Source organism: Christiangramia echinicola DSM 19838 (genome assembly GCF_000423065.1).
GTDB classification, from domain to species: domain Bacteria; phylum Bacteroidota; class Bacteroidia; order Flavobacteriales; family Flavobacteriaceae; genus Christiangramia; species Christiangramia echinicola.
Genome location: NZ_KE383973.1, coordinates 197,587 through 220,147 on the forward strand (window position 1 = coordinate 197,587; position 22,561 = coordinate 220,147).

Annotated in this window: 21 protein-coding genes; 12 read left to right on the top strand and 9 right to left on the bottom strand. The window is 36.8% G+C overall.

What is annotated here, in order from left to right; genetic code table 11:
• The first annotated feature begins 11 nt into the window (after positions 1–11).
• Genes G530_RS0116185 through G530_RS0116215 form a run of 7 tightly spaced genes read left to right on the top strand, consistent with a single transcriptional unit; the run spans position 12 to position 7,739 of the window.
• Positions 12–818 (top strand): class I SAM-dependent methyltransferase, encoded by an 807-nt coding sequence (locus G530_RS0116185; RefSeq protein WP_026935516.1) that lies wholly within the window; start codon positions 12–14, stop codon positions 816–818.
• Positions 815–1,921 carry a glycosyltransferase family 4 protein gene (locus tag G530_RS0116190; protein ID WP_026935517.1) on the top strand — a complete coding sequence of 369 codons (1,107 nt, stop codon included), beginning with the start codon at positions 815–817 and terminating at the stop codon, positions 1,919–1,921. The genes G530_RS0116185 and G530_RS0116190 overlap by 4 nt, the downstream gene beginning before the upstream one ends.
• A complete protein-coding gene (locus tag G530_RS0116195) occupies positions 1,918–2,967 on the top strand; it encodes a glycosyltransferase family 4 protein (RefSeq protein WP_026935518.1) in 1,050 nt (349 codons plus the stop codon). Before G530_RS0116190 ends, G530_RS0116195 begins: the two co-directional genes overlap by 4 nt.
• Positions 2,964–4,331, top strand: a complete 1,368-nt coding sequence (locus tag G530_RS0116200; protein ID WP_026935519.1) for an O-antigen ligase family protein — start codon at positions 2,964–2,966, stop codon at positions 4,329–4,331. Before G530_RS0116195 ends, G530_RS0116200 begins: the two co-directional genes overlap by 4 nt.
• The gene (locus G530_RS0116205) at positions 4,285–5,298 is read left to right on the top strand and encodes a glycosyltransferase family 4 protein (RefSeq protein ID WP_026935520.1); all 1,014 of its coding nucleotides are present in this window, start codon (positions 4,285–4,287) and stop codon (positions 5,296–5,298) included. The genes G530_RS0116200 and G530_RS0116205 overlap by 47 nt, the downstream gene beginning before the upstream one ends.
• Entirely contained in the window at positions 5,298–6,305 is a 1,008-nt protein-coding gene (locus G530_RS0116210) for a glycosyltransferase family 4 protein (RefSeq protein ID WP_026935521.1), read from the top strand. The genes G530_RS0116205 and G530_RS0116210 overlap by 1 nt, the downstream gene beginning before the upstream one ends.
• Before the next feature lie 39 nt (positions 6,306–6,344).
• Positions 6,345–7,739 carry an exopolysaccharide biosynthesis polyprenyl glycosylphosphotransferase gene (locus G530_RS0116215; RefSeq protein ID WP_026935522.1) on the top strand — a complete coding sequence of 465 codons (1,395 nt, stop codon included), beginning with the start codon at positions 6,345–6,347 and terminating at the stop codon, positions 7,737–7,739.
• Between the two features lie 181 nt (positions 7,740–7,920).
• Here G530_RS0116215 and G530_RS0116220 read toward each other — a convergent pair whose 3' ends face one another.
• Positions 7,921–8,145, bottom strand: a complete 225-nt coding sequence (locus G530_RS0116220; RefSeq protein ID WP_156888649.1) for a hypothetical protein — start codon at positions 8,143–8,145, stop codon at positions 7,921–7,923.
• Positions 8,146–8,378: 233 nt separating this feature from the next.
• The gene (gene lnt, locus G530_RS0116225; protein ID WP_026935524.1) at positions 8,379–9,974 is read right to left on the bottom strand and encodes an apolipoprotein N-acyltransferase; all 1,596 of its coding nucleotides are present in this window, start codon (positions 9,972–9,974) and stop codon (positions 8,379–8,381) included.
• A gap of 421 nt (positions 9,975–10,395) precedes the next feature.
• Between lnt and G530_RS0116230 the strand changes: the two genes are divergently transcribed.
• The gene (locus G530_RS0116230) at positions 10,396–11,148 is read left to right on the top strand and encodes a CDP-alcohol phosphatidyltransferase family protein (RefSeq protein WP_026935525.1); all 753 of its coding nucleotides are present in this window, start codon (positions 10,396–10,398) and stop codon (positions 11,146–11,148) included.
• On the opposite strand, the gene lptB is transcribed toward G530_RS0116230, so the two are convergent.
• The 4 genes from lptB to G530_RS0116250 are packed head-to-tail and all read right to left on the bottom strand — an operon-like array spanning position 11,145 to position 14,078.
• On the bottom strand, positions 11,145–11,885 hold the full coding sequence (gene lptB / locus G530_RS0116235; protein WP_026935526.1) for an LPS export ABC transporter ATP-binding protein: 741 nt from the start codon (positions 11,883–11,885) through the stop codon (positions 11,145–11,147). The two genes, G530_RS0116230 and lptB, sit on opposite strands and share 4 nt — an antisense overlap.
• A gap of 43 nt (positions 11,886–11,928) precedes the next feature.
• Positions 11,929–12,276, bottom strand: coding sequence for a carboxymuconolactone decarboxylase family protein (locus G530_RS0116240; protein ID WP_026935527.1), 348 nt, complete (start codon positions 12,274–12,276; stop codon positions 11,929–11,931).
• A 3-nt stretch (positions 12,277–12,279) separates the two neighbouring features.
• On the bottom strand, positions 12,280–13,113 hold the full coding sequence (gene tatC / locus G530_RS0116245) for a twin-arginine translocase subunit TatC (protein WP_026935528.1): 834 nt from the start codon (positions 13,111–13,113) through the stop codon (positions 12,280–12,282).
• Entirely contained in the window at positions 13,113–14,078 is a 966-nt protein-coding gene (locus G530_RS0116250) for a KpsF/GutQ family sugar-phosphate isomerase (RefSeq protein WP_026935529.1), read from the bottom strand. Before G530_RS0116250 ends, tatC begins: the two co-directional genes overlap by 1 nt.
• 84 nt (positions 14,079–14,162) lie before the next feature.
• Here G530_RS0116250 and recQ point away from each other — a divergent pair, with 84 nt between their 5' ends.
• Positions 14,163–16,361, top strand: a complete 2,199-nt coding sequence (recQ, locus tag G530_RS0116255) for a DNA helicase RecQ (protein ID WP_026935530.1) — start codon at positions 14,163–14,165, stop codon at positions 16,359–16,361.
• A 49-nt stretch (positions 16,362–16,410) separates the two neighbouring features.
• Here the strand turns inward: recQ and G530_RS0116260 are convergent, their stop codons facing one another.
• The 3 genes from G530_RS0116260 to G530_RS0116270 all read right to left on the bottom strand — a co-directional run bounded on the left by G530_RS0116260 (position 16,411) and on the right by G530_RS0116270 (position 18,973).
• Positions 16,411–17,013: an outer membrane beta-barrel protein gene (locus G530_RS0116260; RefSeq protein WP_026935531.1), complete on the bottom strand. Its 603-nt coding sequence runs from the start codon at positions 17,011–17,013 to the stop codon at positions 16,411–16,413.
• 121 nt (positions 17,014–17,134) lie between these two features.
• A complete protein-coding gene (locus tag G530_RS0116265; RefSeq protein ID WP_026935532.1) occupies positions 17,135–18,088 on the bottom strand; it encodes a transketolase family protein in 954 nt (317 codons plus the stop codon).
• 39 nt (positions 18,089–18,127) lie between these two features.
• Positions 18,128–18,973, bottom strand: a complete 846-nt coding sequence (locus G530_RS0116270) for a transketolase (RefSeq protein WP_026935533.1) — start codon at positions 18,971–18,973, stop codon at positions 18,128–18,130.
• 258 nt (positions 18,974–19,231) lie between these two features.
• Here G530_RS0116270 and tgt point away from each other — a divergent pair, with 258 nt between their 5' ends.
• The 3 genes from tgt (at position 19,232) to G530_RS0116285 (ending at position 22,500) form a co-directional block, all read left to right on the top strand.
• Complete coding sequence (tgt, locus tag G530_RS0116275) at positions 19,232–20,362, top strand: tRNA guanosine(34) transglycosylase Tgt (RefSeq protein ID WP_026935534.1); 1,131 nt, start codon at positions 19,232–19,234, stop codon at positions 20,360–20,362.
• A gap of 9 nt (positions 20,363–20,371) precedes the next feature.
• Complete coding sequence (locus tag G530_RS0116280) at positions 20,372–21,448, top strand: LptF/LptG family permease (RefSeq protein ID WP_026935535.1); 1,077 nt, start codon at positions 20,372–20,374, stop codon at positions 21,446–21,448.
• 98 nt (positions 21,449–21,546) lie between these two features.
• Positions 21,547–22,500, top strand: a complete 954-nt coding sequence (locus G530_RS0116285; protein ID WP_026935536.1) for an acetyl-CoA carboxylase carboxyltransferase subunit alpha — start codon at positions 21,547–21,549, stop codon at positions 22,498–22,500.
• Positions 22,501–22,561 lie beyond the last annotated feature (61 nt).

The window sequence follows — 22,561 nt, forward strand, 5'->3', positions numbered from 1 at the left end:
GTATTATTCCTATGGCAGCAGGTAATGAAATGATAAAAAGACAGAAGGCTTTTTATGAGAACCAGAAAAAAAATCTGGTGACGAGGTTCTGGTATTTCATTAGGAACAAGACTTTAAATTCCTTCCGAAAAGAATTAGGCCTTGAGAAAGAGATTCACCAGCTCCATTTGGACTGGCTGGGAGATCTTAAAAATAAGAAGGTTTTGGATCTGGGATGTTACGAAGGGAATTCCCTATCTTTTCATTTAGCTAAAAATTCAAAAGAATATGTGGGTATAGATCTTAGCGAAAAGGCCATCAAAAGTTTAGGTAAACGATTAAATAAATTTCCTCATGCCCGGGTTTATGCAATAGATTTTTTATCAGATAATTTCAAGGAGAAAGATTTCGACCTTATTTATGCATATGGAGTACTTCATCATTTTAAGGATACCGATAAACTGATTAATAAGCTTAAGGAAAAGCTGAAACCTAATGCGAAGATTATTAGTTATGACCCTTTAAGTACGAGTCTTCCTGTAAAAACCATACGTAATTTATATAGACCTTTTCAAAGTGATAAAGACTGGGAGTGGCCATTTTCTAAAAAAGTATATTACAAATATGCCGAGAACTTTGAAATCTTGGATAGAAGAGCCGTCTTAGGAAAGACGAAATGGCTTTTCTTAATTAACGGGTTACCAATTTCAGCTGAAAAAAAATCAACTTTAAGTAAGAAGTGGCATCATAGGGATATCAGTTTTTCAAAAGAAAATGATGCCCACATGTTCCAATGCATGCAGCTTACTATGTTGATGCAACTCAAAAACAGATTATGAGACTGGCTGTATTTACTCATGCTGAACATTTTTTTCATGGAGGTAATCTTTCGGCCTATGCACCGTATGTTCGGGAAATGGATCTTTGGTTTGAATATGTTGAAGATATTTACGTAATCGCTCCTGTTAAAGCTTCAGCTGATCGAATTGATAAGGTATATGAAAGGACTGATATTCATTTTCTAGCTCTTAAGACCTTAAATTTCACAAGCAAAAGGAAAAGCCTAATTTCAATAACAAAAATACCTGGAGCATTATTTAAAATAATTAAACTGATGGCTAAGGCCGATCATTTACATATACGGTGTCCGGGAAATATTGGTTTGTTAGCCTGTATCGTACAGATTTTTTTTCCAGGTAAACCAAAAACAGTTAAGTATGCAGGTAATTGGGATGGTGATGCTCAACAGCCCTGGACTTATAAGTTACAGAAACAAATCCTGGCCCATGAATTCCTCACACGTAACGTGAAAGTTTTAGTTTATGGTAACTGGTCTGATCAGGGCCGGAACGTAATTCCCTTCTTTACTTCCAGTTTCTCCAAATCGGAGATTAAAGAGTATAAGAAAGTTTTCGAGGCACCTTATAGATTTTTATTTGTAGGTGCCCTTTCTCAAGGAAAAAGGCCTTTCATGGCTGTAGAAATAATTCAGTCCATCAAGAAGAAAGGGTATCATGTAAAATTGGATGTATATGGAGATGGTGAACTATTTAATGGGCTCGCAGATTATATCAATAAAAACGATCTCGAAAAAGAGATCACCTTACATGGCAATCAAAATTCTGAAATAGTCAAAGAGGCGTATTTACAATCACATTTTTCATTATTACCTTCAAAAAGTGAGGGCTGGCCTAAAGCCCTGGCCGAGGCTATGTTCTTTGGATGCGTACCGATTGGAACCGCTATTAGCTGTGTACCATGGATGTTGGGGAATGGTGAAAGAGGAATTCTAATTGAACCTGAAGTGAATGAGGCAACTGAAAGAATATCCGGTTTCCTGTCAATGCCTTATGAATTAGAAAATAAATCTGCAAAGGCACAGGAATGGGCTCAGGATTATACCCTAGAAAAATTCAATTCAGAAATAAAGAAATTTCTATGAGGATACTTCAACTTATAGATACGCTGCACCCGGGTGGCGCTGAAAGGATGGCAATTAATTATGCCAATGCATTGCAGGAAGCAGGGCACTCCTCATTCCTTGTCTCCACTAGGGAAGAAGGAGCTTTTATGGAATTGCTTAATAGTGATATTGGTTATTTATTTTTAAATAAGAGGAGTACAATCGATGTTAGAGCTTTAAAAAAGCTTTCAAATTATATTCAAGAAAAGCATATTGATCTGGTCCAGGCTCATGGTACTTCATGGTTTCTTGGCGTTTTATCCAAAATGTTGAATAAAAGAATAAAGTTGGTATGGCATGATCACTATGGAGAAAGCGAATATCTTGAAAACCGTCAATTAAAACCATTGCAATATTTTTCTAGGAACTTTGATGGAATTATTAGCGTAAATGAAAAACTGAAACAATGGGCTATTGTAAAGCTTAAATGTGAAAAAGTCATATTCCTTAATAACTTTATAGAATTTCCAAGAAAAAAGCTAAAAGAATCTGAAGCAAATAAACCTTATCAGTTGGTTTGTCTGGCTAATTTCAGAGAACAAAAAGATCATTTTACACTTTTGAAAGCATGCGATAAGGTGAGGGAGAAATATGAAATAAAGCTAAATCTGATAGGTAAGGGTTTTGAAGATACATATTCCAAGCAATTGGAAAGTGAAATAAATGCTCGTAACTATATTGAATATCATGGCGAGCTTAGTGATCCTTCAAAAATTTTAGCTAATATGCATGTTGGTATCCTGAGTTCAAAATCTGAAGGTTTGCCTTTAGCGATTCTCGAGTATGGTGCGAATGAATTGGCAGTTATTTGTACTGAAGTTGGAGAAAATAAAGAAGTAGTTCGAAATCATGGAGTTCTGATACCATCTTCAAAATTTGAAGTCCTGGCTGAGGCTATTCTTGGATATATAACCCACCCTGCTAAAAGGAAAAAAGACGGCAATGATCTTAAGGAAAGGATTAAAAAAAGATATTCAAAAGAATCAGTAATAAACAAGTACAGTCAATTCATAGAAAACCTGTGAAAAATTTTGATAGAATAAATAATCAATTCTACCTGAAAATGTTAATGCTTCATTTAGGGTATGGTTTTATAATATATCTGTTTCCAGGTTTGGCCAAGGTCATTCTATTAGGTATTATGGCTTCTTTTACTTTCGTTATTATTGATCGTAAGAATAAAGGGAACGAAGCCCTTATGGCTGCTGCTTATATCGCTGGAGGAGAGGTATTTTTTCGTCAAACTAGTGCTGTTTTTTTCTATGAAACCGGTAAATACGCAGTAATTATATTTCTAGTTATTGGTATGTTTTTTAAAGGAGCAAGTTCTAAGACTGTTCCTTTCTGGATCTATTTATTGATCCTTTTTCCTGGAGTGATTATGGTGACATTTACTATGAGCTATGATTTTGAATTTAGAAAACAGGTAGCTTTCAATTTGGCTGGTCCAGTATGCTTAGGTGTTTCAGCCTTGTATTGCTATTATAAAAAAATTAAAAAAGAGGATTTCCAAAGGGTATTTCTGATGCTATTAATGCCTATTGTTGCACAAGCATTTTATCTTCTTTTCTATACACCGAGTTTAGATGAAGTTAAAATAAGTTTTTCGGGGAACTATGCTTCTACAGGTGGGTTTGGACCAAATCAAATTTCTACGGCAATGGGGCTTGCTGTTTTCCTGTTAGCTACGAGACTATTTACTATAAAATCTTTGAGAATTAATATTATTGACTCAATCTTGTTGATAATGGTTGGTTATAGGGGGGTAGTTTCTTTTTCAAGAGGGGGTATTGTCACTGGAATTCTTTGTCTCATAGCTTTTTTAATCTTCTTTTATTCCAAACAGGATTTAAAAACTATCAAAAAAACTAATTTAAAAATAATAGGAGTTGTAATAATTTTTACAGTAGTGTGGATGTTTACTTCTATGGAAACAGGAGGATTAATTGGAAATAGGTATACTAATCGGAATGCTTTAGGTCAGGTGGAAGATGATATTACTACTGGTAGGATGGAGTTAATTGAAACCGAATTATCTGCATTTTATCATCATCCAATTACTGGAATTGGAGTAGGAAAGGGAAAGGAATATAGAGAAGAAAATTTAGGAATTGGTATAGCAAGTCATAATGAATTAAGCAGGTTATTGGCGGAGCACGGAATTTTAGGAATTATAGCATTATGTATAATTATAATTGTACCTATAACTTTTTGGTTTAAGTTTAAAAACAATTTTTACTTTTTGGCATTTGTTACATTTTGGTTTATGACGATTAATCACTCTGCAATGCGAATAGCCTTACCAGGGTTTGTATATGGACTTGCTTTATTATATATAGTAGATGAAAAAAAGAATCCTGTACATAGGAAACGACTTGCAGGTCAATAGTTTTACTGTCACTTATATCTCTTTTTTCAGTAAAATGCTTAGAAAAGAAGGTTATAAGGTGAAAACTGCTTCTACCCGAAATAATAAGGCCTTAAGACTGGCCGAGATGCTGGGTTTGATTGCAAAGCATAAGGCCACAACAGATATTGTACTTATTGACACCTATGGGGCAATGAATTTCTATTATGCTTATTTAGTAGGGAAAACCTGTGAGTTGTTTGGGCTAGAATATATACCTATCCTACATGGCGGGAATCTTCCGGAAAGGTTAGAGAATTCTAAGAAGTTTAGTCATAGCCTATTTGGTAATTCCAGGGTAAATATAGCACCCTCTAAATTCTTATACGACATCTTTCTGCAGCACGGATTTAAAAATACCCAGATCATTCCCAATGCCATAAAATCTGATAATTATCCTTTTAGCAAACGTGCTTCGTTCAGGCCAAAGCTATTATGGGTAAGACGTTTTCAGAAGAGGTATAATCCGTTTATGGCTTTAGAGGTATTACGAATTTTAAAACAAAGCTATCCTCACGCAAGCTTATGTATGGTTGGCCCAGAGAAAGACGGGACAATGGCCAGTTGTAAAAAACTAGCTAAAGAATTTGATCTGGATGTCCGCTTTACCGGAAAACTCAGGAAAAAGCACTGGGCAGAACTTTCCAGAAATTATGATTTCTTTATCAATACCACGTCGGTAGACAATACTCCTATAAGCGTGATAGAGGCAATGAGCCTGGGACTGGCAGTGGTGAGTACAGATGTGGGAGGAATGCCGGTGTTGATCAATAACGGACATGACGGAATACTGGTGCCGGAAGAAGATGAAGAAGCCATGGCCAGAGAGATCATAAGAATTATTAAAAATCCCGAAACAGGAGAGAAATTATGTATAAATGCCAGAGATAAAGTTGAATCTTTCGACTGGAACAATATTAAAGACCAGTGGAACGAAGTGCTTAGTTAATGAAAAGAATTCTCTACTTAGGCAATAAATTAGAGAAACATGGTTTTTCACCCACCAGCATTGATACACTCCCATCTTTGCTGAAAGCTGAAGGTTACAGGGTAGATTCAGTTTCCTCTATCAGGAATAAACCATTGAGATTACTTCATATGCTGGGTAGCGTAATCCTGAAAAGGAATGTAGATCTGGTGTTGATAGACACCTATAGTACTACTAATTTCTGGTATGCCGTTTTAAGCGCTCAAGCCTGTTTGCTTCTTAGTACTCCTTATATCTTTATTCTGCATGGAGGGAATCTGGAAGATAGGTTCAGCAGGTCTTCTTCGAGAATTCTAAATTTATTCCGGAAAGCGAAAGCCAATGTGGTGCCCTCTGATTTTCTGAAAGACAAACTGAAAAGATTCCAGTTAAGGAATATGGTCTATATACCTAATTCTATAGAATTATCTGAATATGACTTTATAAAAAGAAACAAGGTAGCTCCGAAATTACTATGGGTCCGAGCTTTTGATAAAGTTTATAATCCGGAAATGGCTATCACTGTATTAGAAATTTTAAGGAAGGACTATCCCGAGGCTAAACTCTGCATGGTTGGTGCCGATAAAGACGGAAGCCATGAGGAATTAAAGAAAATGGCGAAAGATGAAGATCTGGCGGTGAAATTTCCGGGTAAACTAAAAAAATCGGAGTGGATAGATCTATCAAACGAATATGATATTTTTATTAATACTACCAGTATAGATAATACCCCTGTTAGTGTGATTGAAGCTATGGCGCTGGGAATGCCTGTAGTTTCCACCAATGTTGGAGGGATTCCGTATTTAATAAATAACACGGAGAACGGTCTTTTAGTTGACTCCAACGATGCTGAAGCTATGGCAATGGCTGTTAAACAATTAATAGAGCATCCGGAGCTGACAGAAAAACTCAGTGTGCAGGGAAGGCAAAAAGTTGAAAACTTTAACTGGGGTAAGGTAAAACCTCTTTGGTTAGAATTGCTAGGTTAAAAATTATATATTTATCCCGATCAGGAAACCTAACCATTCATGTCTCAGAAGCCCCTAATTCATTTCGAGATTTCTGAACGTAAAGTTCTTTTGCGTCTTTTTGATATGCTTGGTGTTCTGCTAACTCTAGCAATAGTTGGAATAATTTTCAAATTTGATTATTTCAAAATCGATACAAGCAATTGGAGTTGGACCCTGGTTTTTTTGATTTACCTGAATTTGTTCGGGAATATATTCGAATTGTACGATCTACAGAAAGCTGACCGATTTGATAGTGTGATCAAAAATGTATTGTTAACTACAAGTTTGACTGTGCTTTTTTACATACTTACTCCATTTTTCACGCCTAGCTTACCAGAAAATCGCCTTCAAATCTTATTCTTTTTTATATCAGTAGCTGGAGCTTTATTGATCTGGAGATTTTTATACATCAACCTCATATCTTCCCCCCGGTTTTATAAACGTGTTCTGGTTGTAGGAGATACTTTTGATATTAAGCTTATAGCAGAATCTCTTCAGAAGTCAGATCCAAACTATTTTGTAGTTGGATATATTCATACAGACCAAAGGTTCAAAACTGAACTGGTTAGAGATGATCTTATTCGATTTGAAGTACAGGAACTTCAAACCGCTATAAAGGAGCATCATATTAATGAGGTTTTGGTTGCCAGTGCTTATCAAAAGGGTTTAATGTTCTCGCTATACAACCAATTAAATGAATTACTTAAAAGAGGGTTCCCAGTTAGAGAATATACCCAGGTTTATGAGGAGGTTACCAGACGTATTCCTGTTCAAAATGTAGATAAGGATTTTTATAGATACTTTCCGTTTAGTAGAAGTAACCAAAACAAGTTTTATATCCTGATTTTCAGGGTTCTGGATATTATTGTGTCGATCATCGGAATTATTTTTGGTCTTTTAATATCTCCATTTATTTTTATAGGAAACTTAGTGGCAAATCGCGGAAAATTCTTTTATACTCAGGAGAGGGTAGGGAAGAACGGAGTAGTTTTTAATATTCTGAAGTTGCGTACCATGAATAAGGATGCTGAGTCTACAGGCCCTCAATATGCACAAAAGAATGATTTTAGAATCACGAGGTTTGGTAAATTTCTTAGACGCGCAAGGATAGATGAAATACCTCAATTTTATAATGTCTTAAAAGGGGATATGAGTCTTATAGGACCCAGACCTGAGAGGCCAATTTTTGTGAAGGAGCTATCAGAACTTATTCCTTTTTATGATACAAGGCATATCATCAAACCTGGTTTAACAGGTTGGGCCCAGGTTATGGCAAAATATGGAGATTGTCATGATGATAGTCTGGAAAAGTTACAGTATGATCTGTACTATATTAAACATCGGGGGATTTTCCTGGATCTGAGCATTCTCTTGAAAACCCTGAGTACGGTTATTTTCTTTAGAGGACAGTAGTTTAGTGAAAAGTGAATAGTGAAAAGTGAATAGTGAAAAGTGAATAGTGAAGGGTTTTCAGATTTCAGTTAAGAGTAATCAATTGTTTTTAAAGACTGTTTTGATCATTTTATTCCTGTGGAGGGACGAAAAGAAGATTTCTTAGTCGCGTTGCTTTTTCATAATGACCGGTAAGTGAGTTTTAAAGAGGAGATGCTGAATCAAGTTCAGCATGACGTGGAGAAATGAAAAATAGATTTCTCTGTCGCTGTGCTTCTTCGAATTGACCGGTAATAGTGGTTTTGAAGAGATGTTGAATCAAGTTCAGCATGACGAGGTGGAATGAAAATAGATTTCTCAGTCGCGTTGCTTCTTCGAAATGACCGGTAATAGTGGTTTTGAAGAGATGTTGAATCAAGTTCAGCATGACGCGGCAGAATGAAGATAGATTTCTCAGTTGCTTTGGTTCTTCGAAATGACCGGTAAAAGTGGTTTTTAAGAGATGCTGAATCAAGTTCAGCATGACGTGGCGGAATGAAAAATAGATTTCTCAGTCGCTTTGCTTTTTCGAAATGACCGGTAATAGTGGTTTTGAAGAGATGCTGAATCAAGTTCAGCATGACAAGGCAGAATGAAAATAGATTTCTCACTTCTCACTTCTTAAGCGGGTCTTTTTCTTTTAAACTTAACTACTGAAAATAGAAAAATGAACAAAGCAAGGAATTGAGCGATCCTAGGGATATAATCACCGTACTTTACGTAAAAGGTTTTTTCAGTACTTATACCTATCTGACCATTAATGCTTCCCTGTTTTTCGTAGGCAAGTTTCTTTACAATATTTCCTCTGGAGTTAATGATAGCGGAAATTCCCGTATTCGCACTTCTGGCGACGTAACGACGAGTTTCAACTGCTCTTAATCTGGCATAACTCAAATGCTGCTGGTGACCCTGAGTATTGCCCCACCAAGCATCATTGGTGATAATACTTAAAAAACCTGCTCCGTTTTCAACATATCCGGTAACATATTCTCCATAAACAGATTCATAACATATTATAGGTGCCGTACCCAGTTCATCTTTGACCCACAAAACCTCACGGTCTTCCTGAGTTGTTTTCATGGCTACGGTTCCACCCAGATCTATCATCACATCACCCAGAATTGGTTTGAGAATATTCTGATATGGGAAATTTTCCACTCCTACCACCAATTTAGATTTGTGGTAAAGTTGAGTACTATCAATAGAGTTTCTGGTTATAAAAGCCGAATTGTAGTCGTCATACCAGTCATTTGGGCGAATCTGGTTGGTCTGTTTTCGAACTTTTTCAGGATCATTAAAGCGCTCGAACATACTTAAACCGCCAAGAAAACTAAGATCTGGATTAATTCTACTAATTTGCTGCCCAAAAAAAACAGCTTCAGAATTCTCTAGATTTGAAAGGCGGGTCCCGTCAGCGAAAACTGTCTCAGGAGCTATAACCAGGTCGGTTGAATCTGTGACCGATCTTTCACTTAATTTTAATAGCAACTCTCCAATCCTTGAATCGGTAGTATTATATTTTTCAGTATAGGGATTTATATTAGGTTGTAGAATCACTACATCCAGTTTTTCCTGAGGTTCCTCATAATTGTAATATAAGATGAGTGATAGCCCAACAGGCAATAGAATAAGTAGAGAAACTTTTAATATAGAAGGATAAATAATACCTCTATCCCTAAATTCCCTGAATTGCAAAATTGATTTAAAAACAGCAATGTTAACGAGCCAGACCCAAAGTGTTCCGCCAAAGGTACCCGTATATTCATACCATTGCACCCAACTAATAAAATCTGAAAAAACGTTTCCTAAATTCAGCCATGGCCAGGAGAAATCCCAGTTCAGGTGGATCCTTTCAAAAACCATCCAGATACTTATCAGAAATGCTGAGGCTGCGCTAAAACCTGTTCTTTTAGCAACTATATGGTAAAGTAAAAAGACTATGGACATTAAAAGAGAATTTGCAAGAATAGCAAATACTCCCCCAAATGGAGTAGAGAAATATATCCAGTAGGTGGTTATTAAATTCCAAATGAAAAAACTGAAGTAGGAAAGTCCGAAAACCTTTAATTTATTCCACTTTTCAGAATAATTTCTAATTCTAAATTCTGCTAATAATAACGGAATAAATGCGAAAAATATGAATAATGGAAATCCATAAGTTGGCCATGAAATAGCCAGTAATATTCCGCTTAGTATCGCCAGGATTAGATTCTTCATAAATTTTAGATCTGCCCAAAAATATGAAACTCTGTTCAGTTACCAATTAACAGTTATCAATTATCAGATAGCCGATGGGATTTTTAAGAGTTAAATATATGTTTATGTAGTTGTGGGTTGGTTGTTCTGAGTTCTGGTTGTTGCTAGCTTGTAGTTGATTGTTTTTAATTTGGGGAAGTATTATAAGAGATGCTGAAACGAGTTTAGCATGACGTTAATAAAGTTGATGAGATTTCTCACTTCGCTAATGCTGCAGTCGTAATGACATATGATCGTAAGGTTATCGATTCGACCAAAGAGAGAAATCTTTTTAAGTAGAATTAGTATTAAAAGTTTATTTATCCCAAACAACATATAACAAAATTTTAGAACTTTCTGGATTCAAAATAGTAGATTAGTAAAATCTAACTAAACTAAAACAATGGGTATTAAAAGGCACATCCCCAATATCATAACTCTTTTTAATCTATTATCCGGAAGCATTGCGGTGATCTTTGCGGTAAAAGGCAACCTTATTTTAGCTGCTATTTTTGTGGCTGCAGGGATTTTCTTTGATTTTTTCGACGGATTAGCGGCCAGAGCCCTTAATGTGAAAAGCGAAGTTGGTCTTCAGCTGGATTCTTTGGCAGATGTGGTTACCAGTGGTGTAGTTCCCGGACTTGTTATGTATCAATTATTAATGAAAGCATTGCCTGCAAGTGGTGGTCTAGGATCTGACTGGAATTCGTCTGTTTTTGATATTCAAATAAAGCCTTTTGCTTTAATAGGTTTGTTGATCATACTGGCTTCAGCTTATAGATTAGCGAAATTCAATGTAGATGAGCGTCAAACCGATTCATTTATAGGTTTACCAACTCCGGCTAATGCTTTGCTAATTTTGAGTCTGCCTTTGATCCTGACGTATCAGCCTGGATCATTTATTACCGGTTTATTGTTGAATGAGTGGTTTCTGGTAGGTCTTACTCTGGTAAGTTGTTATTTGCTTAATGCAGAATTACCACTTTTTGCATTAAAATTTTCAGACTGGGGATTCAAGGAAAACAAGCTGCGATATTTCTTTATCATTAGTTGTATTATCCTGATTATTTTTCTGCAGTTTATCGCAATACCAGTTATTCTACTGTTGTATGTAGTACTTTCGATTATTTCTAACCGAAAGGTGGAAGCAGCTTAATTGAATAGCTTCTTTTTTCTTAATTCGAAGTTCTGCCCAAGGTAAACCTTACGTACCATCTCATCTTCGGCGAGTTCTTCAGGAATACCGTGCTTTAGAATGCTTCCTTCGAACATAAGATAAGTCCTGTCTGTAATTGCCAGAGTTTCCTGAACGTTGTGGTCGGTAATTAGAATACCAATATTTTTATCCTTTAATTGGGCAACGATACGCTGGATATCTTCGACTGCTACGGGGTCAACTCCCGCAAATGGTTCATCAAGAAGAATGAAACTAGGATCTGTGGCCAGTGCTCTGGCAATTTCGGTTCGCCTTCTTTCACCACCACTAAGTAGATCCCCACGATTCTTGCGTATATGACTTAATCCGAACTCATCGATGAGTGATTCCATCTTCATTACTCTTTCTTTTTTTGAAAGCTTAGTAAGTTCCAGAACACTCATGATATTGTCCTCAATACTTAGCTTTCTGAAAACAGAAGCTTCCTGGGCCAAATATCCAATTCCGTGCTGAGCCCTTTTATACATGGGGTATTTTGTAATATTCTGTTTATCAAGAATAATATTTCCACTATTAGGCTTGATAAGACCAACGATCATATAAAAGGAAGTAGTTTTTCCAGCACCGTTAGGTCCTAATAAACCAACGATCTCTCCCTGATTTACTTCTACCGAAATACCTTTAACGACATCTCTTCCTTTATAGGTCTTTACAAGTTTGTCCGCACGTAATTTCATATTCTTATATTATATTTCTGAACACTCAGAAATCATACCGTAATTATTCAGCGTTTTCGAGGGTTTCCCAATACTCAAATGCTCTTCTTAAATGAGGAATTACAATGGTACCTCCAATTAAGGTTCCAATGCTTAATGTTTCCATTACTTCCTCACGGGTAATGCCTTCTTTGTGGCTTGCTTCCAGATGATACTTAACACAGTCATCGCATCTTAAAACCGTAGAAGCAACCAACCCCAATAATTCTTTTGTTTTCTTATCTAACGCTCCTTCACTGAAGGCGTTGGTGTCTAAATTAAAAATTCGTTTAAGAACTTTATTATTTTCAGATAAGATTTTATCATTCATCTTGGCTCGGTACGAATTGAATTCGTCAACCTGATCTATCATAGCTTATTTTTTTAATTTTTCTTCTTCTTTTTTATACATGATCTTCGAAATAACAATACTTACTTCATATAAGATCAATACGGGTATAGCAACAATAATCTGACTTACAATATCTGGAGGTGTAATAACGGCGGAAAGTATTAGCACTATTACTAATGCATATTTTCTATAAGTCTTTAAAAATTGAGGAGTCACCACGCCAACTTTAGTAAGGAAGTATATAACAATTGGTAACTCAAATATTAATCCACTTGCCAGTACAGAGGCTCTAACCAGGCTTATATAACTGCTCAGGTCAAAATCATTAAATACGGTATCACTTACCTGATATTTACCAAGAAAATTGATAGAAAGTGGAGTTACCACATAATATCCAAATAACACTCCAACAAAAAATAATAGCGAAGTCACGAATATGAAACCCTTAGCATATTTTCTTTCAGTATGGTGCATTGCAGGAGCTACAAATTTCCAGAACTCATAGATTACATAAGGGAAAGCAATTATAAAACCAGCGGTTATTGAAGTCCATACGTGAGCAGAAAACTGTCCGCCCATAGTTCTACTTTGAATTCTAAAAGGCATTTCAGGATCACAAAATCCACCATCAATTCCGAATAAGCCTGACAGTCTGCATAATACTCTATAGGAAAAGAAATCACCATTTGCCGGCCCGAATAAAAGAACATCAAAAATGAAGCTTTTTAAAACGAATGCAATCGAACCTGCAATAACTACAGCTAGAACCGCACGTATTAAATGCCATCTTAATTCTTCAAGATGGTCTAAAAAAGACATTTCATTTCCTGGTTCTTCCTGGGGCGCGATCTTTTCCATTATAAAATTCCTTCTCTTATTAAATTATGCAGATGCACTACCCCTGCGTAGATCCCATTTTCAACGGCAAGTAGTTGAGAGATTTGATTCTTTTCAATGATCTCCAGGGCTTCCACGGCAAGAGTATCCTGATCTACTGTCTTGGGATTCCTGCTCATAATATCTTTAGCCTTTAGGCCCGTTATATCAGTATGATCTTTTAACATTCTACGAATATCACCATCGGTAATGATACCAATGATCTTATCATTATCTATAACTGCTGTTACACCAAGCATCTTTTCAGAAATTTCAACAAGTGCACTAGCTACATCAGTTTCCGGAGTAACTTCCGGTTTCATATTCTGAGCTGTAATATCACTAACCCTCAGATATAGTTTTTTTCCAAGTGAACCACCAGGATGATATTTAGCAAAATCCTTACTGCTGAAGCCTTTTAAATTAAGAAGGCAAACAGCGAGAGCATCTCCAATTACCATTTGAGCAGTAGTGCTTGTAGTGGGAGCCAGGTTATTAGGACAGGCTTCTTTTTCTACATAACAATTCAAAACATAATCTGCTTCTTTACCCAGAAAAGATTCCTTATTTGCGGTAAGGCCTATTAAAGTATTATTGAAATTCTTAATCAATGGAACCAGAACTTTAATTTCGGGGCTGTTTCCGCTTTTGGAAATACAGATCACTACATCATTATCCTGCACAATACCAAGATCACCATGAATGGCGTCTGCAGCATGCATAAAAATTGAAGGAGTTCCTGTAGAATTTAGAGTAGCAACAATTTTATTAGCTATAATTGCGCTTTTGCCTATTCCTGTAACCACAACGCGACCTTGAGAACGGTAAATAATTTCTACCGCTTTCGCGAATTCTTCGTCGATGAAATTTTTGAGGTTCGCAATTGCTTCAGCTTCATTGGAAATGGTTTCTTTTGCAGTAGAAATGATTTGCTCGCTAAGTTTCAAATTAGATTAAATTAAGAATTGCAGGTACTAAAGAAATATGTATATTTAGTAATGCAAATGTATGTAAAATTGTAACACAATTGAATGGCTTTGACCGAAATTGATTTACACAAAGAACTGAAGAGGTACTTTGGATTTAGTCAGTTTAAGGGGCTTCAGGAAGAAGTAATTACCAGCATAGTTAAAGGAAATGACACTTTTGTGGTAATGCCAACTGGCGGAGGTAAATCTCTATGTTATCAGCTCCCTGCACTTATATCAGACGGTACTGCGATTGTAGTATCGCCCCTTATCGCATTAATGAAAAATCAGGTAGATGCTATACGTAGCATCTCCTCTGAGCATGGCGTGGCCCATGTTCTCAACTCCTCTTTAAATAAAACCGAAGTAGCACAGGTAAAGGCTGATATTCGTAATGGTGTCTGCAAGTTGCTTTACGTAGCTCCCGAATCTTTAACTAAAGAAGATTACGTTGACTTTCTAAAGAATCAAACTATAGCATTTCTTGCCGTAGATGAAGCTCACTGTATTAGTGAATGGGGACATGATTTTAGACCGGAATATCGAAATCTTCGTCATATTCTTAAAAGGATAGGCGATAATATACCGGTAATAGGTCTAACCGCAACGGCAACCCCTAAAGTTCAGGAAGATATTCTGAAGAACTTAGGTATTACTAATGCCAGAACTTTTAAGGCTAGTTTCAACAGGCCTAATCTGTATTACGAAGTAAGGCCGAAAACCAAGAATATTGAAGCCGATATTACCCGTTTTGTAAAACAGAATGACGGTAAGTCTGGTATCATTTATTGTCTTAGCAGGAAAAAAGTAGAAGAGTTGGCTCAGACACTTCAGGTAAATGGTATAAAAGCTGTCCCTTATCATGCAGGATTAGATGCAAAAACCAGGTCTAAACATCAGGATATGTTCCTTATGGAAGACATAGATGTGGTTGTGGCAACTATTGCCTTTGGAATGGGAATAGATAAACCCGATGTGCGTTTTGTGATACATCATGATATTCCTAAAAGTATCGAAAGCTATTACCAGGAAACTGGTCGTGCCGGTAGAGACGGGGGAGAAGGTCATTGCCTGGCGTTCTATTCTTATAAGGATATAGAAAAACTTGAGAAATTCATGAGCGGAAAGCCTGTGGCAGAACAGGAAATTGGTCATGCACTTTTACAGGAAGTAGTCGCTTATGCAGAAACTTCAGTTTCCAGGAGGAAATTCATTCTTCATTATTTCGGGGAAGAATTTGATTCTGAAACTGGTGAAGGAGCGAGTATGGATGATAATGTCCGGAATCCGAAAAAGCAACATGAAGCTAAAGATGATCTGGAACTTGCCTTGAAAACAGTAAAGGAGACCAATCAGCTATACAAATCCAAGGAAGTTGTAAAAACCATGATCGGTAAATCCAATGCGCTTATCCTTTCTCATAAAACTGATGAACACCCACTCTTTGGAAAAGGCCAGCATCGAGATTCCAGTTACTGGATGGCTTTGATAAGACAGGCCCTGGTTGCAGGATATTTAAAAAAGGACATAGAAACCTATGGCGTTGTAAAGATCACGGAGAAAGGGAAGGAATATTTAAAAGATCCTGTTTCTTTTATGATGACTGAAGATCATATCTATAATGCCGCTACTGAAGATGCAGTTGTAAAAGCCGATAAAGGAGGTGCCTCTGTAGATGCGCAACTTGTTAAAATGCTGAAAGACCTTCGGAAGAAAGTTTCCAAGAAAAAAGATCTGCCACCATTTGTTATCTTCCAGGATCCTTCGTTAGAAGATATGGCTTTAAAGTATCCGGTAAATCTGGATGAATTAAGTAATATTCACGGAGTAGGAGAAGGAAAGGCGAAAAAATATGGTAAAGAATTCGTAGATCTTATCGCCAGATATGTTGAAGATAATGATATAATAAGGCCTGATGATTTTGTTGTAAAGTCTACCGGTGCCAATAGTTCTCTAAAGCTATATATAATTCAGAATGTAGATAGAAAACTGCCTTTAACCGATATAGCTTCTGCGAAAGGAATGTCTATGCCAGAATTTATTAAGGAAATGGAGGCTATTGTTTATAGCGGTACTAAACTGAATATAGATTATTGGGTTGACGATATTCTGGATGAAGATCAACAGGAAGAGATCCATGAATATTTCCTGGAAGCTGAATCTGATAAGATAGATGAAGCAATGGAGGAATTCGACGGAGATTATGATGATGAAGAACTCAGGCTATACCGGATTAAATTTATAAGTCAGGTCGCAAATTAGAACATAAAAAAACCCGGAATTTCCGGGTTTTTCTTTTTATATAAATTTTCTAAAGCGCGTAAGAAACACTGAGTATCCATTGTGATGGTCTAGAGTCTATAGTGAAACCTGAATCTTCAGCTATGTTTCCACCTTCTGCAAAATTATCCTGAAATGATCCTTCATGCCTTACATCAAAACCTAATCTTCCCAGATCAAGGCCCGCACCAAGCTGGTAACCTACAGTGATATCTTTTTCCACATCTTCGATCTTAAGATCTGAACCTTTTATTTTGTTGTCTAAAATATATTGAAAAGACGGGCCAGCCTTTATGTTTAAAGGGCCTAAAATATTAATCCCGACTAAAACCGGAGCGTCGATCTTGCTAAGTTTATAATCGAACGCAGAATATTCTGTATTCAATTCAGTGTACATTAATTCTGGTTGAATGAAGATCCCCAGAAGTTCAAATTGAGCAAATAATCCGGCATGGAAGCCAGTTTTATCTTCACCTTTTTCAAAGGAAGAAGTGAAATCGCCAGAAACATCACTAAAAGTTTCATAATCGCCAGTTGCGCCATAATTCAGTCCACCCTTGATTCCAAAACTTGCATTTTGAGCACTCATTCCAAAACCGGTAATTAGAATAGCTGCTAACATTAACTTTTTCATATTCTTCATGTTTATCGTTTGGCTAATATAACGCGCTTTAACGAATGTTTATTTCCATTAAATGAAAAAAGCCTTTCAGTTTATTAGCTGAAAGGCCTTTAAAATACTGACTATTAGTGTATTATTTACGCTTTAAAACTTTTTCAGAAGCCTTTACGATCGCAGCTGCGTTTAACCCGTATTTGTCCATTAATTGTGCTGGAGTCCCACTTTCTCCAAAAGTATCTTTAGTAGCGACAAATTCCTGAGGAGTAGGATGATTCTCTGCTAAAGTCCTGGCAACGCTCTCTCCTAATCCACCAAGGAAGTTATGTTCTTCTGCTGTCACCACACAACCAGTTTTCTTCGCAGATTCTATAATTGCATTTTCGTCTAGAGGCTTGATCGTGTGAATATCTATCACTTCAGCACTGATTCCTTTTTCATTCAGTTCTACAGCAGCCTGGATTGCTTCCCAAACTAAATGTCCGGTTGCAATGATCGTAACATCTGTACCTTCATATAATTTAAGTGCTTTCCCGATCTCAAATTTCTGATCTTCGGGAGTGAAATTAGCCACTTTTGGTCTTCCGAATCTAAGGTAAACCGGTCCGTCATGTTCAGCGATGGCAAGAGTTGCAGCTTTCGTCTGATTGTAGTCACAGGTGTTGATCACGGTCATTCCTGGTAGCATCTTCATCAATCCTAGGTCTTCCAGAATCTGGTGAGTTGCACCATCTTCTCCTAAAGTAACTCCGGCGTGAGAAGCACAGATCTTCACGTTTTTACCTGAATAGGCTACACTCTGGCGAATCTGGTCATAAACTCTTCCGGTAGAAAAGTTGGCAAAAGTACCTGTAAAAGGAATTTTCCCGCCAATGGTCATACCAGCAGCCATTCCTATCATATTTGCTTCAGCAATACCAACCTGGAAAAAACGCTCCGGGTGGTTTGCTTTAAAATCGTCCATTTTAAGTGATCCCGTAAGATCGGCACATAGAGCAACCACATTTTCATTGGTTTTACCTAATTCGGTTAACCCTGCTCCAAAACCTGAACGGGTATCTTTACTTCCTGTATTCTTATATTCTTTCATGGTCTTTAAATTTTTGATATTAATGAATATTACTCTGGCTTAATAGTCACCAAGAGTTTCAGGGTTTTGAGCAAGTCCTGTCTCCAGCTGCTCATCATTTGGCGCTTTACCATGCCAAGCATGAGTATGCATCATAAAGTCTACTCCGTTACCCATTACTGTATTCATTAATATGCAAACCGGTTTACCTTTTCCGGTTCTTGATTTTGCCTCTTTAAGACCGTCAATAACCTGTTGAAGGTCGTTACCATCTTCAATTTCCATAACATCCCATCCAAAAGCTTCAAATTTAGCTTTAAGATTTCCAAGAGGAAGTACTGTTTCGGTACTACCATCTATCTGCTGACCGTTAAGATCTACCGTAGAAATAATATTATCGATTTTATTCCCTGCAGCATACATGATCGCTTCCCAGTTCTGACCTTCCTGTAATTCACCATCTCCATGTAGAGAATAAACTATATGGTCATCATTATTCAACTTTTTTGTTTGAGCTGCTCCAAGCGCCACACTCATTCCCTGACCCAAAGATCCGGAAGCAATTCTAATTCCCGGCAGACCTTCATGAGTAGTTGGATGTCCCTGAAGGCGGGAATCAATTAATCTGAAAGTATTCAATTCTTCTACTGGAAAATATCCGCTACGCGCAAGTACACTATAAAATACAGGTGAAATATGGCCATTGGAAAGGAAGAAAAGATCTTCTTCTTTACCGTCCATATTAAAGCTGGTGTTGTGATCCATAACCTCCTGATATAGCGCAGTAAAAAACTCGGTACAGCCCAAGGATCCTCCCGGGTGACCGGAATTAACCTTATGTACCTGCCTTAAAATATCCCTGCGAACCTGGGTAGCAAAATCTTGTAATTCGTTGATGTCTGGCATTTTAAATTGTGTTGTTTTAATGCGGCAAAAATAACTTTTTAAAAAGCTTTGACAAAGCAACTATAGCCCAGTTATTAACTTTTTATTGAAAATACTAACAAGCTGTGTTGGATTTGGCCTTCCATATGATATTTAGTTGAGTATCTTTGCACCCATTAAACTGAACTATGAAATGAGCCAAGTCAATAACTATATCCCAACACAACAAATTATTGGCGAATTGCATCTGACCATTTCTGAACAATTATATATCACCAGATGAAATTTGAACTTTTAACTACCGATCCCGGTAGTAAAGCACGTGCAGGAAAAATAACTACAGATCACGGAGTAATAGAAACGCCTATTTTTATGCCGGTTGGTACCGTGGCTTCTGTAAAAGGTGTTCATCAAAAAGAACTTAAAGAAGATATTAATCCAGATATAATATTAGGTAACACCTATCATCTTTATTTAAGACCAAAAACCGAAATTTTGAAAAAAGCCGGAGGTCTTCATAAATTCATGAACTGGGACCGGAATATTCTAACCGATAGTGGAGGATATCAGGTATATTCACTTTCTGCCAGAAGAAAGATCAAAGAAGAAGGGGTTAAGTTCAAATCTCATATCGACGGCTCTTATCATACTTTCACTCCAGAAAATGTGATGGAAATTCAAAGAGCCATAGGGGCAGATATCATTATGGCTTTTGATGAATGTACACCTTATCCTTGCGATTATAATTACGCAAAAAGATCGATGCATATGACGCATCGCTGGCTGGACAGGTGTATTAATCATCTGGAAAAGACTCCAGAGATCTATGATTATAAACAGACCTTTTTCCCGATTGTACAGGGTAGTACTTATAAAGATCTGAGAAAACAATCAGCGGAATATATAGCTAATTCAGGGGCTGAAGGTAATGCGATTGGAGGACTTTCTGTTGGTGAGCCAGCAGAAGAAATGTATGCAATGACAGAGGTTGTAACTGAGATTCTTCCTGAAGACAAGCCAAGATATTTGATGGGAGTAGGAACACCTATTAATATTCTGGAAAATATTGCGTTAGGTATAGATATGTTTGATTGTGTAATGCCTACTAGAAATGGTAGAAATGGAATGCTTTTTACGGCTCACGGAACGATTAATATCAAGAATAAGAAATGGGAAGCAGATTTTTCTCCAATAGATCCTGAAGGTGAAAGTTTTGTAGATTCTATGTATTCTAAAGCCTATGTTCGCCATTTGTTCTCAGTTAATGAAATGCTTGGCAGGCAAATTGCTAGTATTCATAACCTGAGCTTTTATCTTTGGTTGGTAAGAGAAGCAAGAAAACATATCTTAGCGGGAGATTTCCCACAATGGAAAGATAAAATGGTGAAGCAAATGGATAAACGTCTTTAATTCCGGAATTTGAAAATCCTCGATTGGTACATACTTAAAAGGTATTTAGGAACATTTACAATGATGTTGGTTTTGTTCATACCTATTGGTATTACTGTAAACCTTGCTGAAAAAATTGATAAGATCCTTGATAATGAAGTTCCTTTCATAGAAGTAGCCAACTATTATCTGGATTTTACGATCTACTTCGCCAATCTGCTATTTCCTATTTTCCTGTTCCTTTCGGTGATCTGGTTCACTTCTAAGCTGGCCATGAATACAGAGATAGTAGCCATTTTAAGTAGTGGAGTTTCGTTTTATAGATTTTTGAGACCTTATTTAATAGGTGCGACCATTGTTTGTGTGGGTGCTTTAGTACTTGCCATGTATTTGGCTCCTCAGGCAAGTAAGGGATTTAATGAGTTTAAATACCAATATCTAAAAAGAGGGGATAAAGTTCAGGAGACTAGTGATGTTTACCGGCAGATAAATGATAATGAGTTTATTTATGCCAGTCATTTTCAACCAAAAACAAAATCGGCCCGGAATTTTACTTTAGAACATTTCGAGGGAAATGAACTGAAGTTTAAAATAAGCGCTTCTAATTTAAGATATAATGAAGAAGATAGCCTGTATAATTTAACCAGGGTAGATAAAAGAATTATCGGTAAAGAAGAGGATAGCATAATGTATATGAGAACTCTTGATACCATACTTCCTTTTGAATTCGATGAATTAACCCCGGAATCGTATATCGCTGAAACACTGAACTATACAGAGCTTAATGACTTTATTGAAAAAGAGAGTCGAAGAGGTTCTGGAAATATCAATAGATATCTTGTGGTGGCATATAAAAGATGGAGTATCCCGATTTCCGCCTTCATATTAACCATAATTGCGGTGGCCGTAGCGTCTTTTAAAAGAAGAGGAGGGATGGGAGTAAATCTCGCCGTAGGAATTTCCCTGGCCTTCATCTTTATATTTTTCGATAAAGTTTTCGGGACTATGGCAGAGCAGTCTACATTTTCTCCTTTAATCGCTGTTTGGTTTCCGAATATAGTCTTTGGAGTACTGGCAATTATTTTGTTATTCCGCGCCAAACGCTAGCTTAGAAATTCTATTCAAAATTTAGCTTTATCGGGGATTTCTATCCTTTCAAAGTTGTTATATTTGTATGCTATAAAAAAATAATTACCATAACCAATATGGAATATTTAGAATTTGAACAACCTATAAAAGAACTTGAAGATCAATATGCGAAAGCATGTAATATTGGTGCAGAGAGTGAGGTTGATGTTACCGCTACCTGTAAGCAAATCGAAAAGAAACTTATAGAGAAGAAGAAAGAGATCTATAAGAATCTAACGCCATGGCAGCGTGTTCAGATATCAAGACATCCAAACAGACCTTATACCTTAGATTATATCAATGCAATTTGTGGAGATACCTTTCTGGAGCTTCATGGAGATCGTAATGTTAAGGATGATAAAGCTATGATAGGTGGTCTTGGAAAGATAGATGACCAAAGCTTTATGTTCGTGGGTCAGCAAAAGGGATATAATACCAAGACAAGGCAATATCGAAACTTCGGGATGGCAAATCCAGAAGGATATAGAAAAGCCCTAAGATTAATGAAATCTGCTGAAAAGTTTGGTGTACCGGTTGTTTGTTTTGTGGATACTCCGGGAGCTTATCCAGGACTGGAAGCCGAAGAAAGAGGACAGGGAGAAGCGATCGCCAGAAACATTCTTGAAATGACCAGGCTTAAAGTGCCAATTATCGTGGTGATCATTGGTGAAGGAGCCAGCGGTGGAGCATTAGGAATTGGTGTAGGAGATAAAGTATTAATGTTAGAAAATACATGGTATTCGGTGATTTCACCAGAGTCCTGTTCTTCTATTCTTTGGAGAAGCTGGGAGTACAAAGAAATTGCTGCCGAAGCATTAAAACTTACTGCTATTGATATGAAAAAGCAGAAACTGATAGATGAGATAGTTAAAGAGCCTTTAGGAGGAGCACATGGTAATAGGGAAGAGATTTTTAATACGGTAAAAACTTCGATTTCCAATGCCTATTCTGAATTCAAAAACTTATCACCAGAAGAATTGGTAGAAAAGAGAATGGATAAGTATTTGGACATGGGAGTGTTTAAAGGATAAGTTCTTTATTTATACCACATCGTTATAAAATCCGGGGAAATACTTCCGGATTTTTTTGTCT

What these genes read in the sequence shown, in the direction of transcription:
- G530_RS0116265 (WP_026935532.1), bottom strand. Translation starts at nt 18,088, where the DNA reads ATGAAAGAATATAAGAATACAGGAAGTAAAGATACCCGTTCAGGTTTT.
- G530_RS0116285 (WP_026935536.1), top strand. Translation starts at nt 21,547, where the DNA reads ATGGAATATTTAGAATTTGAACAACCTATAAAAGAACTTGAAGATCAA.
- G530_RS0116195 (WP_026935518.1), top strand. Translation starts at nt 1,918, where the DNA reads ATGAGGATACTTCAACTTATAGATACGCTGCACCCGGGTGGCGCTGAA.
- G530_RS0116240 (WP_026935527.1), bottom strand. Translation starts at nt 12,276, where the DNA reads ATGATAGATCAGGTTGACGAATTCAATTCGTACCGAGCCAAGATGAAT.
- lptB (WP_026935526.1), bottom strand. Translation starts at nt 11,885, where the DNA reads ATGAAATTACGTGCGGACAAACTTGTAAAGACCTATAAAGGAAGAGAT.
- G530_RS0116205 (WP_026935520.1), top strand. Translation starts at nt 4,285, where the DNA reads ATGAAAAAAAGAATCCTGTACATAGGAAACGACTTGCAGGTCAATAGT.
- G530_RS0116220 (WP_156888649.1), bottom strand. Translation starts at nt 8,145, where the DNA reads ATGCTGAACTTGATTCAACATCTCTTCAAAACCACTATTACCGGTCAT.
- G530_RS0116185 (WP_026935516.1), top strand. Translation starts at nt 12, where the DNA reads ATGGCAGCAGGTAATGAAATGATAAAAAGACAGAAGGCTTTTTATGAG.
- tatC (WP_026935528.1), bottom strand. Translation starts at nt 13,113, where the DNA reads ATGGAAAAGATCGCGCCCCAGGAAGAACCAGGAAATGAAATGTCTTTT.
- G530_RS0116260 (WP_026935531.1), bottom strand. Translation starts at nt 17,013, where the DNA reads ATGAAAAAGTTAATGTTAGCAGCTATTCTAATTACCGGTTTTGGAATG.
- G530_RS0116230 (WP_026935525.1), top strand. Translation starts at nt 10,396, where the DNA reads ATGGGTATTAAAAGGCACATCCCCAATATCATAACTCTTTTTAATCTA.
- recQ (WP_026935530.1), top strand. Translation starts at nt 14,163, where the DNA reads ATGGCTTTGACCGAAATTGATTTACACAAAGAACTGAAGAGGTACTTT.
- G530_RS0116270 (WP_026935533.1), bottom strand. Translation starts at nt 18,973, where the DNA reads ATGCCAGACATCAACGAATTACAAGATTTTGCTACCCAGGTTCGCAGG.
- G530_RS0116210 (WP_026935521.1), top strand. Translation starts at nt 5,298, where the DNA reads ATGAAAAGAATTCTCTACTTAGGCAATAAATTAGAGAAACATGGTTTT.
- G530_RS0116215 (WP_026935522.1), top strand. Translation starts at nt 6,345, where the DNA reads ATGTCTCAGAAGCCCCTAATTCATTTCGAGATTTCTGAACGTAAAGTT.
- lnt (WP_026935524.1), bottom strand. Translation starts at nt 9,974, where the DNA reads ATGAAGAATCTAATCCTGGCGATACTAAGCGGAATATTACTGGCTATT.
- G530_RS0116190 (WP_026935517.1), top strand. Translation starts at nt 815, where the DNA reads ATGAGACTGGCTGTATTTACTCATGCTGAACATTTTTTTCATGGAGGT.
- tgt (WP_026935534.1), top strand. Translation starts at nt 19,232, where the DNA reads ATGAAATTTGAACTTTTAACTACCGATCCCGGTAGTAAAGCACGTGCA.